Origin of the sequence: Ignavibacterium sp., assembly GCA_032027145.1 — a bacterium.
In the GTDB taxonomy this organism is placed as follows: domain Bacteria; phylum Bacteroidota; class Ignavibacteria; order Ignavibacteriales; family Ignavibacteriaceae; genus IGN3.
Genome location: JAVSMP010000001.1, coordinates 820560 through 847120, shown reverse-complemented (window position 1 = coordinate 847120; position 26561 = coordinate 820560). Strand labels below are relative to the sequence as shown.

General features: G+C 36.3%; 29 protein-coding genes. 6 read left to right on the top strand and 23 right to left on the bottom strand.

The genetic code is table 11. The annotated features are described in order from the left end of the window. Window position 1: 1 nt before the first annotated feature. The 5 genes from ROY99_03355 to ROY99_03335 all read right to left on the bottom strand — a co-directional run bounded on the left by ROY99_03355 (window position 2) and on the right by ROY99_03335 (window position 4442). Entirely contained in the window at window positions 2–694 is a 693-nt protein-coding gene (locus ROY99_03355) for an electron transport complex subunit E (GenBank protein ID MDT3695403.1), read from the bottom strand. Then, window positions 691–1257 (bottom strand): FMN-binding protein, encoded by a 567-nt coding sequence (locus tag ROY99_03350; GenBank protein MDT3695402.1) that lies wholly within the window; start codon window positions 1255–1257, stop codon window positions 691–693. Before ROY99_03350 ends, ROY99_03355 begins: the two co-directional genes overlap by 4 nt. Then, the gene (locus ROY99_03345; protein MDT3695401.1) at window positions 1254–2240 is read right to left on the bottom strand and encodes an RnfABCDGE type electron transport complex subunit D; all 987 of its coding nucleotides are present in this window, start codon (window positions 2238–2240) and stop codon (window positions 1254–1256) included. The genes ROY99_03350 and ROY99_03345 overlap by 4 nt, the downstream gene beginning before the upstream one ends. 84 nt (window positions 2241–2324) lie before the next feature. Next, a complete protein-coding gene (rsxC, locus tag ROY99_03340) occupies window positions 2325–3662 on the bottom strand; it encodes an electron transport complex subunit RsxC (protein ID MDT3695400.1) in 1338 nt (445 codons plus the stop codon). Window positions 3663–3953: 291 nt separating this feature from the next. Next, window positions 3954–4442 (bottom strand): hypothetical protein, encoded by a 489-nt coding sequence (locus tag ROY99_03335; protein ID MDT3695399.1) that lies wholly within the window; start codon window positions 4440–4442, stop codon window positions 3954–3956. Window positions 4443–4843: 401 nt separating this feature from the next. Between ROY99_03335 and ROY99_03330 the strand changes: the two genes are divergently transcribed. From ROY99_03330 to ROY99_03305, 6 genes are all read left to right on the top strand, one after another. After that, a complete protein-coding gene (locus tag ROY99_03330; protein MDT3695398.1) occupies window positions 4844–6106 on the top strand; it encodes an MFS transporter in 1263 nt (420 codons plus the stop codon). 199 nt (window positions 6107–6305) lie between these two features. Beyond that, a complete protein-coding gene (locus ROY99_03325) occupies window positions 6306–6695 on the top strand; it encodes a rhodanese-like domain-containing protein (protein ID MDT3695397.1) in 390 nt (129 codons plus the stop codon). Then, window positions 6671–6907, top strand: coding sequence for a hypothetical protein (locus tag ROY99_03320; GenBank protein ID MDT3695396.1), 237 nt, complete (start codon window positions 6671–6673; stop codon window positions 6905–6907). The genes ROY99_03325 and ROY99_03320 overlap by 25 nt, the downstream gene beginning before the upstream one ends. Next, a complete protein-coding gene (locus tag ROY99_03315) occupies window positions 6907–7290 on the top strand; it encodes a DUF302 domain-containing protein (protein ID MDT3695395.1) in 384 nt (127 codons plus the stop codon). The genes ROY99_03320 and ROY99_03315 overlap by 1 nt, the downstream gene beginning before the upstream one ends. Window positions 7291–7349: 59 nt before the next feature. Further along, window positions 7350–7712 (top strand): thioredoxin, encoded by a 363-nt coding sequence (trxA, locus tag ROY99_03310; protein ID MDT3695394.1) that lies wholly within the window; start codon window positions 7350–7352, stop codon window positions 7710–7712. A gap of 261 nt (window positions 7713–7973) precedes the next feature. Continuing rightward, window positions 7974–9128, top strand: coding sequence for an META domain-containing protein (locus ROY99_03305; protein ID MDT3695393.1), 1155 nt, complete (start codon window positions 7974–7976; stop codon window positions 9126–9128). A 238-nt stretch (window positions 9129–9366) separates the two neighbouring features. On the opposite strand, the gene ROY99_03300 is transcribed toward ROY99_03305, so the two are convergent. The 18 genes from ROY99_03300 to ROY99_03215 form a co-directional block, all read right to left on the bottom strand. Then, window positions 9367–9798 (bottom strand): hypothetical protein, encoded by a 432-nt coding sequence (locus ROY99_03300; protein ID MDT3695392.1) that lies wholly within the window; start codon window positions 9796–9798, stop codon window positions 9367–9369. A gap of 390 nt (window positions 9799–10188) precedes the next feature. Continuing rightward, window positions 10189–11859 carry a molybdopterin-dependent oxidoreductase gene (locus ROY99_03295; protein ID MDT3695391.1) on the bottom strand — a complete coding sequence of 557 codons (1671 nt, stop codon included), beginning with the start codon at window positions 11857–11859 and terminating at the stop codon, window positions 10189–10191. A gap of 8 nt (window positions 11860–11867) precedes the next feature. Continuing rightward, window positions 11868–12119, bottom strand: a complete 252-nt coding sequence (locus tag ROY99_03290) for a hypothetical protein (protein MDT3695390.1) — start codon at window positions 12117–12119, stop codon at window positions 11868–11870. Window positions 12120–12427: 308 nt separating this feature from the next. After that, window positions 12428–12832 (bottom strand): cupin domain-containing protein, encoded by a 405-nt coding sequence (locus ROY99_03285; GenBank protein MDT3695389.1) that lies wholly within the window; start codon window positions 12830–12832, stop codon window positions 12428–12430. 92 nt (window positions 12833–12924) lie between these two features. After that, window positions 12925–13386 carry a cyclophilin-like fold protein gene (locus ROY99_03280; GenBank protein MDT3695388.1) on the bottom strand — a complete coding sequence of 154 codons (462 nt, stop codon included), beginning with the start codon at window positions 13384–13386 and terminating at the stop codon, window positions 12925–12927. 7 nt (window positions 13387–13393) lie between these two features. After that, window positions 13394–13816 carry a cupin domain-containing protein gene (locus tag ROY99_03275; GenBank protein ID MDT3695387.1) on the bottom strand — a complete coding sequence of 141 codons (423 nt, stop codon included), beginning with the start codon at window positions 13814–13816 and terminating at the stop codon, window positions 13394–13396. A gap of 118 nt (window positions 13817–13934) precedes the next feature. Further along, the gene (locus tag ROY99_03270; GenBank protein ID MDT3695386.1) at window positions 13935–15050 is read right to left on the bottom strand and encodes an aldo/keto reductase; all 1116 of its coding nucleotides are present in this window, start codon (window positions 15048–15050) and stop codon (window positions 13935–13937) included. 129 nt (window positions 15051–15179) lie between these two features. Beyond that, window positions 15180–16160: an aldo/keto reductase gene (locus ROY99_03265; GenBank protein MDT3695385.1), complete on the bottom strand. Its 981-nt coding sequence runs from the start codon at window positions 16158–16160 to the stop codon at window positions 15180–15182. Window positions 16161–16177: 17 nt separating this feature from the next. Next, the gene (locus ROY99_03260; GenBank protein MDT3695384.1) at window positions 16178–17671 is read right to left on the bottom strand and encodes an MFS transporter; all 1494 of its coding nucleotides are present in this window, start codon (window positions 17669–17671) and stop codon (window positions 16178–16180) included. Between the two features lie 100 nt (window positions 17672–17771). Continuing rightward, window positions 17772–18614: an aldo/keto reductase gene (locus tag ROY99_03255; protein MDT3695383.1), complete on the bottom strand. Its 843-nt coding sequence runs from the start codon at window positions 18612–18614 to the stop codon at window positions 17772–17774. Between the two features lie 127 nt (window positions 18615–18741). Continuing rightward, on the bottom strand, window positions 18742–19251 hold the full coding sequence (locus tag ROY99_03250) for a cupin domain-containing protein (protein MDT3695382.1): 510 nt from the start codon (window positions 19249–19251) through the stop codon (window positions 18742–18744). 135 nt (window positions 19252–19386) lie between these two features. After that, window positions 19387–20247 carry an aldo/keto reductase gene (locus ROY99_03245; protein ID MDT3695381.1) on the bottom strand — a complete coding sequence of 287 codons (861 nt, stop codon included), beginning with the start codon at window positions 20245–20247 and terminating at the stop codon, window positions 19387–19389. Between the two features lie 102 nt (window positions 20248–20349). After that, on the bottom strand, window positions 20350–20733 hold the full coding sequence (locus ROY99_03240) for a DUF2255 family protein (protein MDT3695380.1): 384 nt from the start codon (window positions 20731–20733) through the stop codon (window positions 20350–20352). Between the two features lies 1 nt (window position 20734). After that, a complete protein-coding gene (locus ROY99_03235; GenBank protein ID MDT3695379.1) occupies window positions 20735–21451 on the bottom strand; it encodes a RibD family protein in 717 nt (238 codons plus the stop codon). Window positions 21452–21662: 211 nt separating this feature from the next. After that, window positions 21663–23237, bottom strand: a complete 1575-nt coding sequence (locus ROY99_03230; GenBank protein MDT3695378.1) for a Na+/H+ antiporter — start codon at window positions 23235–23237, stop codon at window positions 21663–21665. A 265-nt stretch (window positions 23238–23502) separates the two neighbouring features. Further along, window positions 23503–24690, bottom strand: coding sequence for an NAD(P)-dependent alcohol dehydrogenase (locus ROY99_03225; protein MDT3695377.1), 1188 nt, complete (start codon window positions 24688–24690; stop codon window positions 23503–23505). Window positions 24691–24721: 31 nt separating this feature from the next. Beyond that, window positions 24722–25786 carry a carboxymuconolactone decarboxylase family protein gene (locus tag ROY99_03220; protein ID MDT3695376.1) on the bottom strand — a complete coding sequence of 355 codons (1065 nt, stop codon included), beginning with the start codon at window positions 25784–25786 and terminating at the stop codon, window positions 24722–24724. Window positions 25787–25842: 56 nt separating this feature from the next. Then, window positions 25843–26553 (bottom strand): dihydrofolate reductase family protein, encoded by a 711-nt coding sequence (locus ROY99_03215; protein ID MDT3695375.1) that lies wholly within the window; start codon window positions 26551–26553, stop codon window positions 25843–25845. Window positions 26554–26561: the final 8 nt, after the last annotated feature.

The window sequence follows — 26561 nt, the reverse complement described above, 5'->3', positions numbered from 1 at the left end:
TTTAAACTCCTGCTTCTTTTAATACTTCATCAGTTATTTCTTCTTTGCCTACTCTTCTATATTGAGCAATCAGCGATTCTCTAACAAGATTCTTTTTTCTTTCAATATACAGATTTGCAAAACCCATCAATAAACCGAGCGCCAAAAATGCACCTGCCGGTAAAATCATAATTAACCATGGTTCAAATCCATCTGGTAGTACCTGATATCCAAGAATTGTTCTGGACCCGATAATTTCTCTGATGCTTCCAAGAACAAACAGCGAAATAAAAAATCCAGCTCCGTTTCCAAGTGCATCAAGCACCGATCTTAGCGGACCATTCTTAGATGCAAATGCCTCTGCCCTTCCGAGGATTATACAATTAACAACTATAAGGGGAATGAATGGACCGAGTGCTTTGCTCAGCTCCACAAATTGTGCTTTCATTACAAGATCAACTATTGTAACAAATGTGGCGATGATAACAATGTATGAGGCTATTCTTACCTGATTAGGAATTAGTTTTCTGACAAGTGATATCATCAGGCTCGAAAACACAAGCACAAAGGTTGTTGCCAGTGCCATTGCAATTCCGTTTATTGCAGAAACTGTAACTGCAAGAGTCGGGCACATTCCAAGTATTTGTTTAAAGGTCGGATTGATTTCCCACAATCCCTTTGTAAATTCTCTTAGGAGCGTAACTTGTTTTTTCATTTTAATGCTCCTTTGTTTTCAATGCTTTTCAATTTTGCAATTCCTTCGTTAACAATCGCAACAACAGCTCTTGACGAGATGGTTGCACCGGTTATTGATTGAACTTCGTTTGGACTGGATGGTTCTATACCCTTTACAAGTTTTATTGCTGGATTAACGTCCAATCCATTATATTGATCTTTGTATGGCGGTTCAAGAATTTTAGTTCCAAGCCCGGGTGTTTCTGATTGTTCAAGTATTTCAATTGAAGTAGTTTTATTTAAGTCTTCTGTTAAGCCGATCATCAGTTTTATTTTACCCTGAAATCCATTGCCTTCATACACAAGCGAATATCCAAGCAAAGAATCTTTTTCGTTAAAAACTTTATAAACTTCAAATCCTGCTTTTTTAATCTCTTCATATCTTTTGCCGTCAGGATGAACAAGAAAAATTGCACGCTCTGTTTCAGCTTTCAGATTGATTGCAATTTTAGGTGCAGCCCAGTTATTAACAAGCGAAAGCGAACCGCCGGCAATTACTCCGATAATAGTTAGTGCTGCAATTATTGCTGCTATCTGCTTCATTTGCTTTTAGCCTCCTTTACAACACCGAAAATTGTCGGCTTAGTATATCTGTTAATAAGAGGAACAAAACCATTCATAAATAAGATTGAATACATAACACCTTCAGGTAAGCCGCCATAAATTCTTATCACTATAAGCACAAGAGAAATCCCAAAGCCAAAAACCCACATACCTTTATTTGTAATTGGCGATGTTACCCAGTCTGTAGCCATAAACATTGCACCAAAAAGAAAACTTCCGGCAAAGATGTGAAAAACCGGCGTTGGGTTTTGCGGATCAATCATCCAGAAAATTCCACCAAACACAACCATTCCGATTATCATAGAAATAGGAATTCTCCAATTAACAATTCCAACAGCAATTAATAAAATGCCGCCAATAAGAACTGCAATTGCAGATGTTTCGCCAAGTGAGCCGCCGATATTTCCAACAGCCATTGTTGTTGTATCGGTAAAAATCTTATCAAACTTTAATGCAGCAAGCGGAGTTGCACTTGTAACAGAATCAACCGAAAAATTTGGTTTTACCCAGGTTGTTATTTGAACAGGAAATGCAGCTTGTAAAAAGGCTCTTCCAACTAAAGCGGGATTAAAAATGTTATAACCTAATCCGCCAAATATTTGTTTTCCCAATCCAATTGCAATCACCGAGCCGATTGCAGTAGCAGATAAAGAAAAATTTGGAGGAAGAGTTAACGCAAGCAGCAGTCCGGTTAATGCAGCACTTCCATCAAACCATGTAATTTGTTTTTTTCTTATCACCTGAATAGAGACTTCTGTTCCAACTGCAAATACAACCGCAGTAAGTATGATAAATATCTGTGTCCAGCCGAAAAAAATTAATGCTGCAGCAATTGATGGGAACAATGCAGCAACAACAAACCACATTACTTTAGATGTTGACCATTTAGAGTGTAAATGCGGCGATGTTGTTAAATCAAAATAAACTTTTTGTTTTGGTTCTATAGTAGTAGTTGTTTCCATATTTTCTTTCTTAGTGTTTCTTGATGCTCTATGTGACTTTGTGGTGAAAAAGATTTACCACTTTGACACTAAGAACACTCAGGTTCACTTGGCGGATGCAATTCTTTCTTTCTGCATTTGTAATACTTTTTGTTTTCCTAATCTTATCCACTGTACCAAGGGAATATTTGCCGGACAAGTATAGGCACACGTTCCACACTCCATACAAACAGTTATTCCTGCTCCTTCAGCATCTTCATATCTGTTCAACTGAGAAAAGCGTGCAAGCTTTGTCGGCATTAAGTTTAATGGACAAGCCTCTATGCACTGTCCGCATCTTAAGCAGGGTGTTTCAGGATTTTGTGAAACTTCATCCTTTGTTAAAACTAAAATTCCGGATGTTGCTTTCATTACCGGTGCCCGAAGATCAAACTGTGCAACGCCCATCATTGGACCGCCTACAACAATTTTCATTGCATCATCAGTTACGCCGCCGCAATAATCAATCACATCTTGAATTGGTGTTCCAACAGGCACAATTAAATTTTTGGGATTCTTTATTCCTTTACCTGAAACAGTTAGTGCTGCAGTAATTAAAACTTCGCCTTTAACGATTGCATCGTGTATTGCTATTGCAGTTCCGATATTCTGTATCACAGCACCAACATCCATTGGAAGTTTACCGGGAGGAACTTCTTTGCCGGTTACAGCTTTAATCAGCATCTTTTCAGCACCTTGGGGATATTTTGTTTTTAACGATACAACCTGCAATCCCTGCTCATACTTTACTTTGTTTGATAAGAGTTCAATCGCATCTGGTTTGTTATCTTCAATCCCGATTACACCACGATTAACGCCAAGTGCTTTCATTATTAATTTTAATCCAGAAATCAAATCATCAGGTCGTTCTATCATAAAACGAAAATCTCTTGTAAGATATGGCTCACATTCGCATCCGTTAAGTATTACCACCTCAATTGTTTTATCTTTTGGCGGAGAAAGTTTAACAGAGGTTGGAAATGCAGCGCCGCCCTGTCCTACAATTCCTGCAAGCGCAACTCGTTCTCTTATTTCATCAGGTGTAACAGTTTCGGGATTTAAGGAAGTAAAAAGAAATTTTTGTGATTCAACGGTTTCGTTTGTTTTAATCACTATTGAATCTTTCGGAAACCCACTTGAATTATGTTCTCTGCCAAGACTTATAACTTTGCCGGCAATAGAAGAGTGAACAGGAGCAGAAACAAATCCTTCTGCCTGAGCAATCATTTGTCCGGATTGAACTTCATCTCCTTTTTTTACAAGAGCCTTTGCTTCTTTGCCAAGATGCATAGAAAGAGGAAGCGTTATTTCGCCGGGTATTGGAATGGTTTCAAAAGCAAGGTGTTCGGTTAGCTCTTTATATTCTTTTGGATGAATGCCGCCTGGAAATGTTTTTGGACTCATAAACAACCAATTCTATAAAGTTTTACAATTAACAACATTAAATAAATAAAAAAATCAAGCACCCGATTTTTTCTAAAACTATGCCACTATTAGCTTCTGAAATGTTGTGATTAAATTAAATATTGTGGTTTTTTAATTGTTAAATACGAAATGAATTTTTTCAAATAATGGAAAAAGAAAATTGTTTTCTAAAAAATGAAAAACGCACGGATGGAGAATGCTAAGCGATAAACGCTCAATGTTCAGTCAAGATATAAAATGAATCCAAATACTAAAGATTAAAATTGCGAATTACTTAACCGCACTCCACAAATTTTTCTTCTTCACACCAAATGAAACAATCTTTGCATCTTTGGGTACTTCAAATCCGCAAAGAAAAGACCTTGCTTTTGTTTTTGGCGGAAAGTTCTCGCTGAATGCAAGTGTATGATCTTTTTGATTTTGTTCTACATTTTCATTCTTTGTTAAAAAAGTTGAAACAATTCCTTCCCCCTTAAGACCCGAACGGTACTCGTTGCCTTTATCATCTTTGATTGTGATGCTCATAGTGTATTCGGAACCCATGTTTATTTTCTTATCTGATGTGTTTTCAATTGTGATATCAGCAATTAAAAATTTGTTGCCGTCTTTAGCTTTGGAATCATTAAACTCGATAAGCTTGTGAAGTTTAATTTTTACTTCGCTGTTTTTAACCTCAGCATTAACAGCATTTTTATTTTGAGAATAAATTATCTGTGATGTTAATAATAAAAGCAGAAATATTTTGCAGTGTGTTTTCATATTAAATTCTTTTTTTTGCCTCTGTATGTTTAAAAATTATTTTTTTTAATTCCAATTAGCGTGATTGACTGGATTCACACAATTTATCGGTTAAAGAATTCTTCAACTATCGTTCCGCTTTTTAAGCTTGAAAATTTAAGTAAAGAAATGATAAGCAGCAGATAAATGTCTTGTTTTGTATTTTCATTGAAGAAAAAAACACACGTAAGGTAATCCCGGAAAATATTTCATTCAGATAATTTGATCTGACTTTTTTCTTTATCAGATAATCTGCTTAATAACATTTAAAGATGGCAGACGATATACATTTTAGCATATCAACTTTACAAACTCATTAAAATAACTTTGTTAGTATAAATCATCATAACTAAATTGCGCACAAAATTTTTTAAGGCATAGCAGTGGATATAAAAAACAAATTTAAAGAGCTTAAGTCAGGATTCCAGCTACCTTTCTGGGTTGCAAATGGAATGGAGTTGTTTGAACGATTGGCTTACTATGGTCAGCAGATTGTTTTTATGATTTATATGCGTAATAAACTTGGTTTTAGTGAATCTGAGGCAGGGCAGCTTTCCGGAATATTTGGCGGGCTGATTTATCTGCTTCCAATACTTGGTGGAACACTTGCGGACAAATGGGGATTCAGGCGTGCTTTTAGTGTTGCATTTTCTATTCTTGCATTAGGCTATTTTTTAATTGGCTCTGTTGGAATGAGTGCGTTTTCCGGAATTTATGATGGAATGGATTTGTATTGGCTGATGATGGCATTTTTAATTTTTACAGCATTCGGCGGTTCTTTCATAAAGCCTGCTGTGTTAGGAACTGTTGCAGTTTCCACAACCTCTGAAACAAAATCCCTTGGCTTTGCTATTTATTACTGGCTTGTTAATGTGGGCGCAGTTATTGGTCCTACTTTAGCTTATTTTGTCAGAAACAGTTTCGGTAACGAGTTCGTTTATGTTGTTTCGGCATTAAGCTGCTTAGCAATGCTTATTGTAAATATTTTTTTATATAAAGAAATAAAGGGAACAGCTCCCGAAGTTGTAGAATCACTTGGGAAAAAGATTGTCAATCTGTTTGTGGTTCTTGCAAATGTCCGGTTTATGATTTTTCTTTTAATCTATTCTTTGTATTGGATTATCTTTTGGCAGGAGTTTATAATTATACCATATTACATAACAGATTTTATCAGCGCTGATGCTCCTTATGAAATCGTTCAATCCTGGTCTGCCGGCGGCGCAATTATTCTTCTTCAAATTCCAATTAACCGTTTAACAAAAAACATTCCGACAAGAAACGCTATACTCATTGGCTTTGCTCTCTCAAGTCTAATCTGGATTATAATTGGAATATATCCCAGCATTCCAACAATTGCGGCAGGAATAGTTGCATTTGCAATCGGTGAAATGACACAGGCTCCGAGATACTACGAGTATATTTCTGAAATCGCACCCCCGGGTCAACAGGGGTTGTTTCAAGGATACGCTTTTCTTCCGATAGCAATTGCAAGATTTGTTGGTGATCCGCTCGGCGGATGGTTGTATCAATCATCAAAAGCTTCGGGTAAGCCAGAATTAGTTTGGATTGTATTAATCGGAATAGGAGTTCTTGCAACAATCTTAATGTGGCTCTATAATAAATTTTTAGCCATAAAAGAAGCTTAAAACTTCTCTTTGTCAGATGGTTTGTTGATTTATTATTAACATTTGACCTTTCCGGTCTATTTAGTTAGATAATTTGTGTTTTGTTTCCCGCTGAAAAGATAATAATCCAGCTCAATAGCAAACATTAAACAAACATCACATCTTGCTCTGAATCTTTTTTATAAATTTCAAATCATATTAATTATTAATTTTTAAGCTTATGACAACAGGACAGATATTTCTTTATGTATTTATTGCTCTTATCATCTTTTATATTGGTAAAAAAGTTTACCTGATAAAATCAATTAAACAATATTCGCCGGCTGATGCTTATGCAAAGGTAAAGAAAGAGCGTAATGTTGTTTTTCTTGATGTAAGAACTGAAAGAGAAAGAAAACAAAGTTCAATTAAAGGCTCTTATCATATACCCGTTACAGATTTAAAAGAAAAAGAACAGGAATTGAAAAAGTTTAAGGATGCAGAGATAATCTGTTACTGTCAAACCGGAAACCGAAGTCTTAATGCTGCATCTAAACTAAAGAAAATGGGATTTAATGCTACAAATTTAAGCGGAGGAATGGTTCGTTGGAACGCAACAGGTTTGAAATAATATGGAAATGGACAAAGCGTATTTTTCCGGTTTTAGCCGGCGCTACTGCGGGATATGCTTATTATCATTATATCGGCTGCAACGGCAGCTGCCCGATTTCCGGAAATCCATATATCAGTACTATCTATGGAGCCTCTGCCGGTTTTTTGTTAATTGATTGGAAACAAATTTTTAAAAAAAATAAAAAACAGGAAGCAGAGGAAATAAAATAATGCAATACGGTTTTTCTAAAACAACAGATTATAGCTTTGATCAGGCAATTGATAAAGTAACTGAAGAGTTGAAAAAAGAAGGGTTCGGAGTTCTAACAACTATTAATGTTAAAGATACATTAAAGAAAAAGATTGATGTTGATTTCAAGAATTACACTATTCTTGGCGCTTGCAATCCGCCTTTTGCACATCAGGTGCTGCAGGCTGAGGAAGAGATTGGTTTGCTTTTACCTTGTAATGTAATCGTTTATGAAAAAGATGATAAAACAGTTGTTTCGGTTTTTGATCCGATGATTATGACAGCAGTAATAGACAATCCAAAGGTCAAAACGGTTGCAGAAGAAGTTAAGAAAAAATTAGAGCGGGTTTTTAAAGCAGTTTAAACAAATACGCTTCAATATATTTTAAAATAAATAAAGGAATAAAACAGAAAGGCAAATAAATGACTGAGTCGTTAACGAAAGAAACTTTTTTAACAAAAGTTTTTGATTATGAAAAAAATCAGGATTGGAAATTTAATGGAGAGCTTCCTGCAATTATAGATTTTTGGGCGCCATGGTGTGGTCCGTGCAGAATGGTTGGGCCGGTACTCGAGGAGCTTTCCGAAGAATACAAAGGCAAGATAAACATTTATAAAGTAAATACTGATGAAGAACAAGAATTAGGAGCAGTATTTGGAATCAGAAGTATTCCATCTATACTATTTGTTCCGGTAGTTGGACAGCCAAAGATGGCTGTGGGTGCTCTTCCAAAGGAATCCTTAAAACAAGCAATCGAAAATGAATTATTAATTAAAGCATCTTAATCTTTCATAAGCTTAATAAGATAAAGCGCATCTTATTTACAAGATGCGTTTTTTTATCAACACATCAGCAGTTATAAAAAATTTTTCAACACTGTAAGTTCTTCCTGCAATAAAGCCCAATTTTACTAAGATTATATATCTAATTGATTTTTTACTGCTTAAACAATAAGGTTTTATCGGTATAATATTTGATTTTTTTGTATATATTATTCAAAGAGCATTTAAATTACTTAGACAATTCATCTAAAGGAGAAAACATTTATGAAAAAAACTATTATACTATCTCTGTTTATCGCTGTTGTTTATATCGGATGTTCATCTGGTCCTGATTTCATACCAGATCAAAAGCAGGTTCAGTTTATAACAAACGGAATTTGGCTTGGTGTATTCCCTTGTAATGATTGTGAAGAAATTGATTATCAGCTTAACTTAAAAGATGATTATACATTTAAGGAAAGATCTTTTTATAAAGGAAGAGATGAAGAAGCCCTGGTTGATGAGGGAAGCTGGACTTTTGAATCTGACTCTGTTATTATGTTAAGTGGAGCAGATGAAGATAAATTGTATTTAATCGGATCTAAAAACCTGATCCGCTTAAATGAATACGGTGAGCGATTTGAATCCTCTGTTGAAGCAAAGTATATGTTGAAAAAAGATATGAGCACTGTGAAAAAATTTGATGAATCTATTGACAATGATAAAGATCAGCCCATGAAAGAAAAGACTGAACTGAATCCTGAATTTTACCAGAAAAAGTTTGTTGATGGTATTGACTTCTTTGGCAGAGGGAATGAGCCAAACTGGACATTAGAGCTTGATCTTGAAAAGAACTTTGTTTTTTCAATGATGGATGGATGGACAGTTTCAGCCCCATCAGTTGAAGGTATTAAAAATCAGGATCTAACTTTGTACAGATCAAAATCCGAATCAGGAGAGCTTATAATTACTCTGATCAGGGAAAACTGCCAGGATAATATGTCCGGAGAAATATTCCCATATAAAGTTAGAGTAGAAGCAAAAAAATCGGCTGATGAAAAATTTCAAGCCTTTGATGGATGTGGAAAATTTCTTGCTGACCTGCGTTTATATGATATCTGGGTAATGGAAGAAATGACCGGCATCAATCTAAAAAAAGAGAAACTGCAAAAAGGTGCTCCGCAATTTGAATTTGTTTTATCCGATATGAGATTTAACGGGCATGCTGGTTGTAATAGTTTTTCCGGAAATATCACAGTATCGGGCGATAAAATTTCTTTTGGTGCATTGCTTGGAACACTTATGAGTTGTCAAAATATGAAGGTAGAAAAAGCAGTAGTAAGCGCATTAGATCAAAAGACAGTTAGCTATTCAATTGATAAGATGAAATTGACTCTTGTCAGCGGAAAAACTAAAATGGTCTTTAAAAAAGTTGATTGATAAATAAAAATTTAATCAACCGATTATTTTCAGGGATGCATTAGCATCCCTTTTTTTTGGTATTTGAAAAAACTGCATTATCAACAAATCAAAAAGTTTTTAAAAAGCACGCGTAAACGCTTTTGGCAATACCTTGTTAGCGGTATTTGTTTGGAAATTTCCGAATGCCAGAATTTTGACTAACTAATTGTGCAATAACTTTACAATGCTTTCTGTAAGGTTTTTTCTTGTTTTATGATTAAATCTTCACCAAAGACATTTCTAAATCTTTTCTCCAGGTTTTGCCTTTGTCTTTCGATGCCTCAGCAATACTGTGTAATCTACTTGTCTCAATCTTTATGGTTATTCGCTGATAAAAATCTTCGTCTTCTCTTAAAAAGATAATTGTTTTGCCGTCAAAGGTCATATTAAAAATTCGAGCAACGCCACGTTGGTCGTGATAGAACATTTGATATTTTTGTTGTGCGTCGCTGTAGCCGATAACCCAAATATCACTTGGCTTCTTGTCTGCTTTTATAGTACGGATTGTTAAAAATGTATCATATAGCCACTCAATGGTTGTAGATCCCTTTATTTTAGTATCCATACTTTCTAAAAACCAACAATTATACATTGTATATTCCCATTGTCCAATAAGTGGTTCTAATGCAGTGAACTTTTTATTTTTCATAATTTCTCTTTTGACAGTGTATATAGCTCAAAGCCAGTCTCTTCAATTACCGCTGACATAATTCTTTACGCAAATACTTGTCCCGCTATTAATCGGTATTGCGTGAATCCTTCTTTAAAAACTATTTTTGTTTCGTTATAACCTTAATTGTAAAGTTATCTGGTATAAAAACATGAAAAGATCTGAACTAATTGACAAATACTCCAAGCTGCTGCTGTTAAAAAATCATGCTTAGCAGATTGAAAAATCTTATCTCCATCATTTAATTTCTTTTCCTGAGCTATATCGAAAAGGAAAAGATCCGAGAAGCTGTTAGCTGTCCTTGCTTTGATTTTACTAATTAATTTTAATCAATCTTTCGGAAGTCATAAATAGTTGATGATGAAATAATTATGAGCTAGCCAACAAATCGAAATACTCATCATCTTCGTTTTTGCCTCCATAACCTTTGCCAACTGTTTTATGAGATTCAACAAACTCAATTCGTTCAATCCATTTTACCATTTTATAACCCAACTGATTTTCAACGCGCAGCCTTAGTGGAGCGCCATACACTTCAGTAAGCGGTTCATAATTCATTTCCCATGCAAGTATTGATGCTGGCTTCAGGCAATTGTCCAGAGTATGAGTATCATAATAAACACCTCCGTATAATCCTTCTCCGAATGAGTAAAACACAACTGTAGTAACAGATGGGTGTGGCTTAACCAGATCAACAATAGCTCTTATCGGCAAACCGCCCCATTCAGCTACGCCTGTCCAGCCTTGTATGCAGTGGTGCATAGTTATATTTTGTTCTTTACCAAGTTTCATCAATTCATCAAGAGACAGTTCAACTGGATTTTCAACCAATCCGCCAATCTTAAGTTTGTAATCTTTGAATTTATTCTTTGCCAGCTCTTTCCAGAGTTCAGAAGTTGGAAGCTTTCCGTTGGGCCAAAAAAATTGAGAAATCTCTTCCTTCTTATAATAAGGAACAGGCTTCAGTTTGTCGATTGTGTTCTGCCATAAATTGCCGTTGATAAAAGCATCTGTTTTTTGTACCCAGCGAGGTCTGTTCCAGGAAACCCAATGAGCATATACTGAAAAAGCAATCGTAAATAAAATGATACCTATTACAATGTAAAGTCCAGTTGTACTTGATGGATCATCTGTTCCAAGTGTAATGTGATTCATATTTCTGACAAAACCGGTTATAATCACCATAGTAACATGTATAACAAAAAAGATTGCATAGGACAGCATCACTAAAAAATGTACAGACCTTGCCCCTTGTCTGTTACCGAATAATTTTGGCAGCCAGTGAAACCGATTTTCAATAGCAGGCGACATAGCCATTCCACTAAGCATTGCAAGCGGAGCCAAAATAAATATTACGGAAAAATATGAAAGCTGCTGCAGAGCATTGTAATGATAAAAACCATTTGGTTCTATCGGCAGATTGAAGGTTGCATAATGTACAAATACATTCCAGGCATCTGGTATAATTTGCCATGAAGTCGGGATGATTCTTATCCATTGATCGCTGAAAAATAATAGCACAACAAACACAATTCCATTTAATACAAAAAAAGGCACGTGGATAAAATGCCAGCCTCGTGCTATGCCTACAGTATGGCGATATCCGGGCAAACCGAAAAACGGGTTTATATAACGGGCATCATCTTTAGCAGTCCATAACTTATCTTTGGGTACTTTTACCGGAGTAAATTTCAACCATTCAGAACCCGGCGTGCATCCTTCGTTAAAATATAATCGCGGATGGTCATATAATATTGAAAGTCCGGCTCTTACCAGTATTACCAAAAAGAAAAAGTTTATCCAATGACACAGTATCAGCCAAACCGGAAAACCTTTTACGCTTACTTCGGCAGTATTTAAAAGTGCAAGCGATGGGTCTGTGGGCAGACCAAAAAATAAATATTGTATCCAGGCTACTCCCACAGTTGCTAAAAAAACAATACCGAGAAGAACAAACACAAACGGTTTCAGATTAACAAATAAGCTTCTGTCTTCCGGATAGTGAACTAATTTTTCTCTTTCATCAAAATGTGTGAACATAGTAATCATTAAAATTTAATATTTAGAATTTCAAATGTGGTTTGGATAGTTGAACCTCCGCTGTGGATTAAAACAAACGGTTTGCCCTGATCGTAAATTTTATAATACATTTTCAATCCGTTTACAACGGAATACCCGCTCTTAAATGTTGGGTTATAGCTTGTTATTGCTTTCACATTATTATCTGATTTAAATATTTTATTACTGCACAAGGTCAGTATGAAAACTGCAAACATAAAATATGCAATTCTCGTTTTCATATCATGTTGTTTTTTGTGGGTTGTGTTATTGGTTACAATTGACTGATCACAATTGGAGGCTTTATGTCCGGCAAGTTTCAGACACAAAGATTCAAGTTTTTACCAAAGTTTAATAGAGGCACAAAACATCAAATTTGTACTGCCTGCTCCAACTTAGCGGAGTCACTCTGACTGAGGCAATAACATATTTAGGCTTCAGTTTTATTATGTTCATTGAACACAACCACTTGAGGTTAAAAGGCAAGTTGGCTGAAGTGATTTGATTTATCCGCTTTTATAAAATTATTAATTTCATTTAAAGAGTATAGTTACAAACTATTGTATTGATCATCAGTTACTCTGTCAAACCAGTTCGCCAATCCTTTTTCAGTATTAGGAAGAATGTAGATTTGAGTTACACTGCTGTCTTTTGAAGCTCCGTGCCAATGCAAAACACCCGGCGGACATTTTATTACATCGCCTTTTCTTACTACCTGTAAAGACTCTCCCTTTATCTGATGATAGCCAACACCATCCAACACAATAATAATCTGACCGCTTGGATGCGAGTGCCAAACATTCCTTGACCCTGCTTCAAATTCTTCAACGCCAATGGCGGTTGTGTACGTGGTATCTTCATTAACTAATTTATTGTGCCACGCATTCCCTGTAATGATTTCTGCAGATAATTTTTCACCTCTTTTAAATATTGTATTCTTTCCTTGTTCGTTCATAGTGTTCCTATTATTAAATTTATTCTGTTGACAGGATTGGATAAAAATCATAAATACACAACAGCCGTCATTATTATTTTTTGCATGCGATTTTAATCCATCTTCTCAAATCTTAATTCAATATCGCCTGAACCTAATGTGGCTTCAAGTTCATCAAGATTATCTATCGTGCCTAATTTTACATAGCTGTAGGGGCTTTTGAATGTCTTGTAAAACAATACAAGACATTTATAATTGGCATCCCAAAGCATTAAATCTCCTGCGTGTATTGTGCCTGGCTTGACGGCTTTGCCAGGCAACTGTTCAGGCAGATTGCAGTATTTTTCGTTATTGTGCAACTCCGTCATCTTTAGAATTAGTGGCAGCATTTTCATAAATGCCCGGGTAGTAACATTATCTATCATTGTGGCGGTAAGAATTTTATCGCCTGCTGTTATTTTTAATTTCATCGTTTTAATTGTATCTGTTTGTACAGTATTTTCATTAGGAATATTACATGCTGATACGCATATAGTAGTCAAAAATAAAATAAAGAATAAAAGAATTTTTTTCATATAATAATTATATATTCTTTACCGCTTCCTGATATTCTTCATCTGTAACCGGTTCCAGCCACGTATTTTTATTGGTCTGAGGGTTGCATTCTACGGCAATATGTGAAAACCAACTGTCAGGCGCTGCTCCATGCCAATGCTCTACATTTGGACCAATTTCTATAACATCACCCGGTTCCATGCGAATGGCTTCTTTTCCACGTTCCTGAAAATATCCTGCACCGCCAACTGCAATCAATATTTGTCCGCCTGTGTGGCTATGCCAATTATTTCGACAACCCGGTTCAAACGTAACATTGAACATGGGAACATTTAATTCCTTGTTAGTGGTAAGTTGTGCAAGCCATGATTTACCCGAAAAGTATTGAGCAAATCCTGAATTCTCTTTCCCTGTGGGGAAGTCACTTATTTTTGGCACCTGTGTTTCCATATTCTTTTGATTTCCTTGCTTTGTTTCTGTTTTATGATTGCAGGCGGTTAATAACAAAAGACCTCCAAGAGCAATCGTGCATATTGTTTTAATGTTATTCATTTTCATGACTTTCTCTTTATTTATCAATTTGACTTTCTGTAAACGAATCAGCGCGGTGTCCAACCAGTTTTATTTTTAATACTTCAGAATTGAATTCATTTAACTCATCAGCAGAGAAACTGATATTTTTAGCTCCGTTGTTTTCGGATAAATGATGATACTGTGTGGTGCCGGGAATTGGAACTATCCAGGGTTTCTGTGCCAGAGTCCATGCTAAAGCAATTTGCGCCGGACTTGCATTTTTACGTTTTGCCCAGATTCTCATAAAATCAACCAAAGGTTCATTTTGTTTTAAAGCTTCCGGTTCAAAACGAGGTAGTGTTGATCTTCGTTCAGGTTTTAAAAATCGTTGTTGTGCATTAATATCTCCTGTTAAAAAACCACGACCAACCGGACAGTATGGTACAAACCCAATTCCGAGTTCTTCAAGTATTGAAAATATTTTAGTCTCAGGTTCACGCCACCAAACAGCATATTCACTTTGTACTGCTGAAACAGGTTGAACAGCGTGTGCTTTGCGAATCGAGTTGGCGCTGGCTTCTGACAAACCAAAATGTAAAACCTTCCCTTCCTGAATTAAATCTTTAACCGCTCCTGCAACATCTTCCATCGGAATTTTAGGATCAACACGGTGCTGATATAATAAATCTATCCTGTCTGTATTTAATCTTTTTAATGAACCTTCCACCGCTCTGCGGATATGTTTGGGTTCACTGTTCAAGGCAGTGGGTTGTTTTTCTTCAACACCAAAACCAAATTTTGTAGCAATCACAATTTTATCTCTGAAGGGAGCCACAGCTTCGCTCAAATATTCTTCGCTCAGATAAGGACCATATACTTCTGCAGTATCAAAAAAAGTTACGCCTTGTTCGTAGGCAGCGCGAATAAGTTCCACCATTGCTTTTTTCTCACGGAGACCACTGCCGTAGTAACCTACCATCGGCAAACAACCAAGTCCTATTGGAGAAACTTCAAGTGTTCCTAATTTTCGTTTACCAGTGTTTTCTTCTGTGTTATTCATAGTCGTTAAATAATTGGTTTGAGAAAAAATATTAAATGGCTTGGCAAACATCAAGCCTGCGCCAGCTAACGCTGTTTGCTGTAAAAATTTTCTTCTTGAATTGTTTTCCATTTTTTTATTCCTCTAACTTTCATCTATTGTTTTAATGACCTTTGCAGGAATGCTGCCAAGGTTGATGTACGATAGTTTAAACACATCTGTGCTTTAATCAATTTTCTGCTGATCTTAATAATAAATTAGTTATCTCATAAATCTCAATTTTGAAATATCTTCATCCGTTCTGTTTCCATAGATTTGTATCTTTGCAAGCTCTGCTTCAATTTTTGAATATTCCACTTCCGTAAGCACAACGTTGGCGGCACCAAGATTTTCCTCAATACGTTCCGCTTTACGCGAGCCAGGAATCGGTACAATAAAGTCTTTTTTATAAAGCATCCATGCTAATGAAATTTGTGCAGGTGTTGAAATTTTCTCCACTGCAAATCGTTGAATTAAATCCAACAATGGCTGATTTGCTTCTATGTTCTCTTTGTTAAACCGAGTTATCACACGACGGACATCATCTCCCACATACTTATCATCTGCACTCACTTTCCCCGATAAAAAACCACTGGCCAAAGGAGAAAAAGGAACAAAACCTATATTCAATTCTTCACAAGTAGGAATGACATCTTTTTCAAATATTCTTTCCATCATAGAATATTCACTTTGAATGGCGCTTAATGGTGTTACTGTATGTGCTCGTCTTATCTCCTGTTCCGTTGCCTGTGATTGTCCCCAACCCAAAATCTTTCCTTCTTTGATTAATTCACCAAAACACCAAGCAACATCTTCAACAGGAATATTTTTATTCACTCTGTGTTGGTAATAAAGATCTACATAGTCGGTACGAAGTCGGCGTAAGGATTTTTCCAGTCGTTCTTTGATTTGTTCAAATAGTACTTTTCTGGAATAATTTTCAGCATAACTATTAATATGCAATTTGGTAGCGATAACTACCTTGTCACGAAAAGGTTGTAAAGCTTCACCCAAGAGTTCTTCATTAGCGCCGGCACCATATCCTTCGGCGGTATCAAAGAAGGTGCAGCCTAAATCATAAGCGTAACGAATAAGCCGCAAGGCTTCTTTCTTTTCAGGAATAGGACCATAGCCATGACTCAGTCCCATTGCACCATATCCTACAGTTGACACTTCCAGGTCTCTTAATTTTCTTGTCTTCATTATTATGGAATTTTAATTTATAAATTTTTTAATTCTTCATTGTTTATTATGGCGATATTAGAAGAGGATTTCAATCTCAAGCTAATAATAGTTGTTATTACTGTGATGCTTGCTGCAAGCAGCAAACTGCTCCGTACGCCCTGCAAAAACATTCCAGGCTGAGCCAGTAAAGCGCCAAAAACTGCAACTGCCAATGCCCCGCCTAACTGTCTGCTGGTGTTGAATACCCCACTTGCTATTCCTGCCTGATTCATGGATACACTGTTCAGTAAAACCGCTGTAATAGGCGGCGATACAAACGGACCTGCTAATCCAACCAAGGTCATAAGGGCGGACAATATCCAAACCGGTGTTGAAGATGGAACAAAAGCAAGTATAACCAATCCCATTGCCATAAAAATTAATCCGGCAGCTATTAGTGTTCTTCCACCAAGTTTTTCTGCCAGCCTTGCACTAAAGGGTGTCAGAAGGGCGCCTATCAGCATCATAGGGAGAAAAACCGTACCTGTGGCAAGAGGTGAAAATCCTCTTACCTGTTGCAAGTACAAACTCATCACAAAAGGAAGACCGAAATAACCTACCATGAATGTAAATCCAATAATGATAGAAATTAAGGTATTGCGGGATTGGAAAAGGCTTGCTGGTACCATTGGATGTTTCCCGCTCTTCTGAGCTAACATAAATATGACCACTGCTATCACTGCTATAGTTAAAGCGCCCATTACAACCGGTGCTGTCAGCCCGATGGCTCCACCTTCGATAACACCAAAGGTCAGCGCACCCATTGCTAAAATTGCAGTGATTTGTCCGGTCCAGTCGAAAGCCTGTTTCTTGTGTGATGATTGGGGGGTACGTCTTAGTATCCACAGCGCAATCAAAGCCATCGGTACATTGATAAAGAAAATTAGTCGCCAATCCACTTCGCTTAATACTCCTCCCAATACGGGACCTGACGAGCTTGCAATACCGCCGCCCATTGCCCAAATAGCTATAGCACGCGCTCTTTTGGCTTTGTCCGGATAGGCGTGGCTAATCAATGCCATGGATGAAGGCATCATTACTGCTGCTGCTGAACCCTGTATGAAACGGGCGAGTACCATAAAACCCAAATTGGGTGCAAAACCACAAGCAGCGGAAGCCACGGCAAAAATTATCAACCCAATTCTAAAAGCACGGTCAGCGCCAACTCGATCAGAAAATACACCAGCTGATAAAAGTAATGCAGCAAACATTAAAGTGTAACCATCTACAATCCATTGCAGACCGGAAATGCCCGCATTCAAATCGCGACCCATTGCTGGAAGCGCCACATTGACGATTACGGCGTCGAGTGTTATCATGAAGAAACCAAGCAATGATGCAATTAGTGTTGCTGTTGCACTGTACTCTTCTCTTGAGACGGAAAATACATTTTTTCCTTTGCGGATAATACCATTAATTTGAAAGTTGTTCTTGATATCTTTCGTTGCTATAAAAAGTGTGTTGTTCGAAACAATTGCATCCTTTTTCATAATTCATCTCTTTATCGGCTCATTCATAAAAATTACTGTATTGCTGCGGACCATAAACTTTTATTTCTTCTGTATGATCATAATAGTTTGTCTTGTTAATTCATTTCAACTCGCTGAACCATTTTACTACTTCGGGATCAGTATGATTTTTAAATTCACTGGCGTTACGGTCAAGAGTTTTAATATCTTCCATATCCTGACTTGTTAATTCAAAATCAAAGAGGTTGAAATTTTCTTCAATCCTTTTTTTGTGAACCGATTTAGGAATAACAACAATATTCCGTTGTATCAACCAACGCAAGACCACCTGGGCTACAGACTTGTTGTATTTTTTGGCAATGATAAGAAGCAGATCGTCACCAAGAACATTCAACTTCCCTTGCCCTAAAGGTGCCCAAGATTCATGCTGTACGTTATTCTCCTGAAGAAATTTTTGATTTTCAATTTGTTGAAAGTACGGATGGGTTTCAATCTGATTAACAGCCGGGATAACTTCATTATAAAGAATCAAATCCATCAACCGGTCGGGACGGAAATTACTTACGCCAATGGCTCTGATTTTTCCTTCGTGATAAAGTTCTTCCATTGCACGCCAGGAACCATATACATCGTTAAAAGGCTGGTGAATAAGATATAGGTCTAAATAATCCAGACCCAACTTTTTAATTGAAGTTTCAAAAGCTTTTTTGGCTTTTTCGTATCCGCCATCCTGCAGCCATAGCTTTGTAGTGATAAACAATTCTTCCCTAGGGATGCCACTACTTTTGATTGCACTTCCTACTGCTTCTTCATTGTGATAAGCAGAGGCTGTGTCAATGGATCTATAACCCACTTCAATTGCATTAAGTACACTTCTTTCGCATTCTTGCTGATCGTTCATTTGAAAAACGCCAAATCCAAGAATTGGCATTTCTAATCCGTTATTTAATGTTACGTTTTTCATGATTTTCCCTGATTATTTTGAATAATATTTGTTACTTGGATTCTGTTTGTGTCTTGATTATTCTGCTGATTGACTTGTGCAGTTACGCTGACTGAAACATTAAATATCATGTTTAAGAGAAACTTTTTCATTTTATTTGATTTGCTTCTTTGAATTCTTCATCTGTAACAGGAGACAACCAGATTACAAACTCATTGTTTTCAAAATTGGTAATGGCAATATGCACCAATGGACTATTTGCAGAGGCACCATGCCAGTGTTCAACATCTGGCGGAATATTAATCACATCGCCTTTTTTAATAGATTGGGCAGATTTCCCTTTTTCCTGATAATAACCTTGACCGTCAGTAACTATCAGTACTTGTCCACGCGGATGGGTGTGCCAGTTGGCTCTTGCACCGGGTTCAAACACTACATTCCCAATAGAAAAATTGTTGATGCTGTCTTTAGCAAGTAAAGGTGCTACCCAAACTATTCCCGTGAAATAATCAGCCGAACCTCGCTGACCTTTAGGGAAAATATCGTTCTCTGACATTGTTGACTCCATAATATTTTTATTTTGTGCCTGTAAAGAATTAAATGATGTGATGATTAAGATTCCGGCGAACATCATTGCTATAGTGGATATATTTTTCATAATTAGAATCCTTATCGTTTAATTTTCTAATACAAATGTAATAACAACCAATAGCGCAAACCGTATTCAGATTACTGCACTTTGTAACAGTTTTACAGAAACTTGATAATATGATTATCCTGACACTTCTATTTCCTAAACCTTACCAAACACCGGAAACTTGCTGTGTTCTCCATAATTTTCAATTTGCTTTACATTGTTCAATAATAACATATCTGCATCAGAGATTACAAAATCCACTTCGGCATTGGTTCTCATGTGCTGTGGATTTGAGGTCTTAGGCAAAGGAAGCAAACCAAGCTGTAAACAGTAGCGGATAGCCAACTGCGAAACAGATACTTTGTATTTTTCAGCAATCGCCTGCACAGATTGGTTCTTAAAAATCTCTCCATGACCAAACGGTGAATAAGCTTCAACAAGAATTTGTTTTTCTTGATTATATCGTATAAGTTCTTTCGGGGTATTGCTGATGTGTACCAGAATCTGATTGACCATTGGCTTGATAGAACAATTTTCAAGAATATTATCCAGATCTGCTTTTTCAAAATTTGAAACGCCGATAGCCCGAAGTTTTCCTGCTTCATAAGCTTCTTCTAATGCACGCCATGCTTCGATGTTTCCTTCAAAGTAAGGTTCAGTTTCAAGAAAATTTGCCCAGGGTTTCGGGCTATGAATAATCATCAAGTCAATATAATCAAGTCCCAATTTTTTAAGTGAGGTATTAATAGATGCAACGGCTTTTTTGTACGACTTTACTTCTGCTCCAAGTTTGGTGGTTATAAACATTTCTTCACGACTAATACCTGAAGCTTTAACACCTTTCCCAACTCCGCTTTCATTTTCGTATGCCTGGGCCGTATCAATATGCCGATAACCAATACTTGCAGCATCTATTACTGCTTGCACTACTTTGTCATCATTTATAAACCAGGTGCCAAGACCAAGTTTAGGAATTTCAACACCATTAGACAGCTTATATTTCTCTTCTAAAATCATAACTTTGCTTCCTTTCGTTGAGTTAATACTTTTTGTTTTTATTACCTTCCAATAAAAATGATTCATCCATCTCTCACTTGAAAAAGATATAATTTATAAAGTTTATTTTGGAAAAATTTTTACAGTCGCAGCACGTGCACGATTGCTGATCATTGGCGACAAATAAGGACTGCTTCCATATTTATTTTTGTATGCTTCATCAATTGCTTTGCTAATCTCACCCTGCACAGGTTCAAAGCTTACCTCTTTCGTCATACCTGCTGCAATAATTCGTCCGGCTTTTTGAATTATAGCTGCATTATACCATTGAGAATAAACACCGTTATAAGCCCGCACATATAATTCGCCATCAACAACAACTTCCCAAATCCATGTTGGCGTACCGTATGTTTTTCCATCTTCACGGAAAGGAGAAATTTGAAGATCATCAGCATCATTAATCTTCTTTAATTCCTCTGTTGTAAATTTTTTATTTTCTGATTTCATATTACTCTCTTTCTTTATTCATTGTTGTGTTTAAATAATAAGTAAGCATTACACCATCATTCTCTAATTTTCTCACTTCCTTTAAAGCATACTGTTTGGTGATTCGGCTGTTGTCAAAAGTTTCAGCAAGAGTTTGTTCTCTGCTGCCATCGATAAAGGGAGCGATTACAATTTTGATTTCATCCACTAAATCAGCTTTGATAAAGTTGGCGTTTATGGTAGCACCACCCACAATAGCAAAATGTTTTATATCAAAAAGATTGTACAATTTGTCAAGCGCAGTACTCAGGTCAATGGTATCTTCTCCTGCAAAAATGTACGAGATATTTTTTTCTTTCAGATAGACAAGATATTCCGGACTTACACTTTTAGTGGTAACCACCAATACATCGTTTTTTACCTCATCGGGGAAGAGCAAGGTTCGCTCTTTCCAGAATACTTTTCCTTTTGAATCAAACGAAACGATATAAATATTTTCACCTCTTTGAATGTTGTCCTCAAAATCAATGGGTACATTTTTGTATTTCACTAAATCCACCGATTCATCGCTGAAATATTTTTTATGAGTATTGCTGCCGTTGCCCCAGGCATCATTTCCTTCCAGCTTCATGAGTTCGAAATAATTTCCCAACTTATCGTTGTGGTTGTGAATAAAATCGCCTTCAATCTTTCCGTCAATGGAAGTAAGCATCGTTAAAAGTATTTTTGGTCTATTCATCTTTCATTTTAAGTATTTAATCTGGTACAAAATTACCATCACTATCTCAATATTAGTTTATTCAGATTACTGCTTTTTGTATCCATTTTACTGTTTATATGGGTATGCCTAATGAAGAATTATATTCTTCCACTCATATTGTAAAATATAATAATTGATTTTTGGGGGGAGTGTAGTTTGAAAGTGCATCAAATCTTTGATCTGAAAATGTCTATAATAATTTCAAGCGTTCCTCTTCAATATCTATTTGAAGTAAATATTTTCTTATCACATCTTCATCCATCCTGTCGTCCATTTTGTTTTGTGTGATGAGCCATTGTCTTTGCTGTTCTAATACTTTTAAATAAATTGATTTACCCTCATCAGTAATAGACTGCTCTATTTTGTCATTTGTATGATCTTCCCATTTTCTCTCTATGAATTGTAAATAGGGAGAATCCTTTAATTGTTCTTTATGGTTATCCTTTAAATATTGTAAAGCATGATTTGTCAATCCATTTTTTATGAGATTATGTGCTTCGCTTTCTGAAATGTGATCATTGAAATCAGGAAGCCGAGATTTCCTGATAAGATACGGTAAAGTTAAACCTTGAATCAGCAGTGTACATAAAATAACAATGAAGGTGATGAAGAGAATTAAATTTCGCTGAGGAAAGTCAGAACCATTTTCAAGATAAACAGGTATGGATAAAGCAGCAGCCAAAGAAACAACTCCACGCATGCCAGCCCATGCCAATATCATTGGTGCCCAAAATCCAGGGTTTCTGCTATCTGCCACGGTAATAAAATTTCTCATAATCAGCGTTACCAGCAAAGCCCCGTATGCAGCTATAATTCTTCCAAGAATGAGTACCGATGTAATCAGCAATCCATATCCAATAGCAGTGAAAATACTAATGTCTTTTAATCCAGAAACTATCTCCGGCAATTCAAGTCCAATAAGCAGAAACACCAATCCATTCAAAACAAAAACAAGATCTTCCCATACATTCATACCACTCAAGCGGGAAGAGCTGTTTAAAAAATCAAGTCTTTTTTGAGAAAGAAATAAACCACCACTTACAACTGCCAATACACCCGAACAATGACATGTTTCTGCTGCTATATACATTATGTATGGTGATACGATGGTTAATACGATATCCATTCTTGCATCTGTAGGGAAGACTTTATGTATCTTCATAAACACCCATCCTATCAACAAGCCAATCCCAATTCCTCCTAACAACATCCAAACGAAATTAAGCGCAGCGTTATACCAAACAAACTGACCTGTGGCAACAGCAATCAATGCAAAACGAAAAATGATAAGTGCCGATGCATCATTAAGCAAACTTTCGCCTTCCAGGATTGATGATACCCGTTTGGGAACTTTAACAAATTTCAGAATTGCACCTGTACTGACGGCATCGGGTGGCGAAACAATTCCACCCAATAAAAATCCCAAAGCGAGCGAAAAGCCAGGAATAAAAGCATTGGCAACAAATGCTACTGATGAAGCGGTGAAGAAAACAACTACAAATGCAAAACTCCCGATGATGCGTCTCCATTTCCACAATTCTTTTCCGGAAATAGCCCAGGCAGCTTCGTATAGTAACGGTGGTAAAAAGATGATAAAAATTAAATCTGGTTCAATATGCAGTACAGGTATACCGGGCACAAAACTTATCAAAAGTCCTGCAACAACAAGCAAGATAGGGTAAGCTACTTTTATTTTATTTGCCAGCATTATCAGGAACACAATAGCCAGAATAGCTGCCAGGAATAATGAAAAGTGTCCGATCATATTAACTCATACTTTTTCTATTTTAAAAGTCACCAGCATTTAGTTTAAAATATACCGATACATGTAAAGTAAAGATAATTACAAAATTTTTGTTTCACAGATTTTGAAAACTTTCCATTGTAACTATTTTTTAAAAAATTTTTATTTCGAATCTTCACGAAAACAATCATTGCCGCTGCTGTTGTCAGATTCAATAAAAAAAGGAGCTTCATCAAAAAGACAAAGCTCCAATTAACCAGAACGCATTAAACACTTATTTCATTAATTAAAATGTTGCCCCATCAATTACATATCTGTATCGTGCCTCTTTATTCACCACCTTATCCCAAGCTTCATTGATTTTATCGGCAGCAATGATCTCGATTTGCGGATAGATTTTATTTGCAGCACAATAATCAATCACCTCCTGCGTTTCCGGTATTCCGCCAATAGTAGAAGCATTGTAATTTACCCTGTTACGTATCATCAGAAAGTTATTGATAACCAGTTCTCCGTTTACAGGCATTCCCACATAAGTAAAATTCTTATAAGGTTTTAAAACTGATGCATAAGCAGCAACATCAAATTTATATGGTATTGTAGAAATCATATAGTCGAGAGTGGCTTTGTATGGTTTAAGATCATCAAGTGTATTGACTACAATTACTTCCTTAGCACCCCAGGAAAGTATGTCTTGCTTTTTACTCGCAGACGTAGTAAACGCATATACCTCGGCTCCTTTAGATACTGCAAGTTTTATAGCCATGTGACCTAACCCTCCAATTCCAGAAACACCAACTTTGTCTCCTTTCTTGAACTGTGCTTTCATTAATGGTGAATAGGTTGTTATACCTGCACACAACAGAGGAGCGGCATATTGCAGATCAATACTATCTGGAATTTTGATTGCGAAATGTTCTGTTACAACAAGATTATTTGAGTAACCTCCCTGAGTAATACCTGTGGGCGATGTTTTATCCTTACTTCCGTAGGTTAACACAGTTGCACTATTGTCGCATTGATGTTCTTCGCCATTTTTACAGCTTTCGCATGTCATACAGCTATCAACCATACACCCGACTCCAGCCTTATCGCCGATTTTAAATTTCGTAACATTTTTTCCGACCGCCGTTACGATACCAGCGATTTCATGACCAGCTACTTGAGGATATATTTGTTTTCCCCAGTGACCTCTGATTGTGTGAATGTCGGAATGGCAAATACCGGAGTATTTAATTTCAATAAGAATATCATTATCACCCACAGGGCGTCTTTCAAATTCCCATAGCTCCAATTTGCTGTGCTCATCTTTACCAGCATATCCTTTAGATTGTATGTTGTTCATAACGATCGAATTATTATTAGTTGTTTGTGAAAAAATTTGCAAAGGTCCTGCTAACATTAAACCGGCACCGGCTAAAGCACTTTGTTCCAGGAATTTTCTTCTTGACCGATAGTTGTTTCCCTTTTCCATTTTGCACCTCTCTAATTTTTTTAGTGATTAGCTATTTTATTTTTTTGAAGATTTCAAAAATTGTTTCATTATCAATACTGTTCATATCAACTAACTTTAACGACTTTATCATTTTCAGTGTTGAGGTTTTATAGTTTTGAAAATGCGGAGTCTTTATATGTGAGTCGTAAGCATCTTTATCTGCGTAGATTTCTACAATCCTGATCTGCGAAGGGTTTTCCTTTTGGTACATCGGGAATATTGCAATAACGCCCGGTTCAATTTTGACTGAAGCAGAAGACTCTTCTTGAAGAATGGATTTGTATTCCTCAAAAAATTCAGGAACAATTTCTATTTCTGAAATACGCACCATCATATCGGGTTCAATAATTGGAATAGGTTCTTTACCGATAAGCTTTCTTAAAACATTTGCCTGAGTTTTATTAATAGTTTTTTCAATCAGATTTGCAACTTCAACAAGCTGATTTTCTGTAATGCCTGTATTTTTTCCCATGTTTAAATGAGCTTGCAACTGGGGCTCTACTCCTGGAATGGATGACAGTGCGGCAATCGTAACAAACTCCCGTTGTTGATATGACAGAACATCACTTGCGAAGATATCGGCAAAAAGATGTTCCTTTAAAAATGCATCAATACGTGGAGCGAATTCTCCCAGACCCGGAGCCGGCTTTAGCTGCTGAACTTTTGTTAATTGTTCTAAAACAATTCTGCCTTGCTCGTATTTATCATCTACGTTGTTTTCAACAACAATTTCCTTTCCCGGTTCGTCCGTAATGTTGTTCTTTTTCCTTTCATCTAATACGGTTTTAAATGTAACTATAGCATTTATGCTTCTTGGAAAACCACAATAAGCATATAGTTGTACCAATGCTTCTTTAATTTCATTGATACTCAATCCGGAATTAAGTCCTTCAGCTAATTGCTGTTTAAGTGATTCCAGATCACCTGAAGCTGTTAACGCAGAAATTTTTACCAGACTTTGCTGTTCTGCTGTTAACGTATTACCAATTGATGTGTTTTGTTGTGCATTCATTTTTATTGTATTTAATGTTAGTATAAAAAAGATTATGAGTTGAATAATTTTACTTTTGTTCATTTTAATATTTTTTATTGTTATAGATTATAAATCGATCCAATCAATTATTGAAATCCTTATCGGATTATCTGATTATTTAATGTTTTATACCGCAGATGCACTTCACCATTATTTTTAGCATCCACCGAAACTAGTTCAAGGTCATTTACCATATTTAATTGCTGATAGTTTCCCAATTCAAAAGAAGTAGGTCCTTCATTTAAATCAGCAATTGGCAGCATCACAATGTTCAGCTCATCAACAAGTCCTAAATTCAACATCGAGCCATTCAAATATCCACCACCCTGGAGTAACAAACTTTTTATTGGAAACAGTTTTGATAATCGTTCAAAAGCAGTAACAAGATCTACACTGTCTTTACCTGAGATGATATAGGAGATCATCCTTCTTTGCAAATAATAGAGATACTCGTTGCTCACTTTATTCGAAAGTATCTCGATGATATGGTCTCCTCCAATATCATTTTTCGTCCAGCCTAATTTACCGGATGGATCAATGGCAACAGCGAAAGACTGTGCCGTTTTATCACCAACATAATGATCTCTCGATATTTCAAAATCCGGAGTAATCAATTGAGGTTGTTCATCAGAAAAATCTTTTTCCATTGTAACTCTGCCGCAAATCCATCCATCCGTTTCGAACGATTTGTACATTTCATCAAAGGTGTCTTTTATATTTTCCCAAGCCTTGGTTTGTTGCCATGGCTCAGTTAATATTTTTCCGTTAACGGAAGAAATCATGTGTAAAATAATAAATGGTCTGTTCATATGTTTTT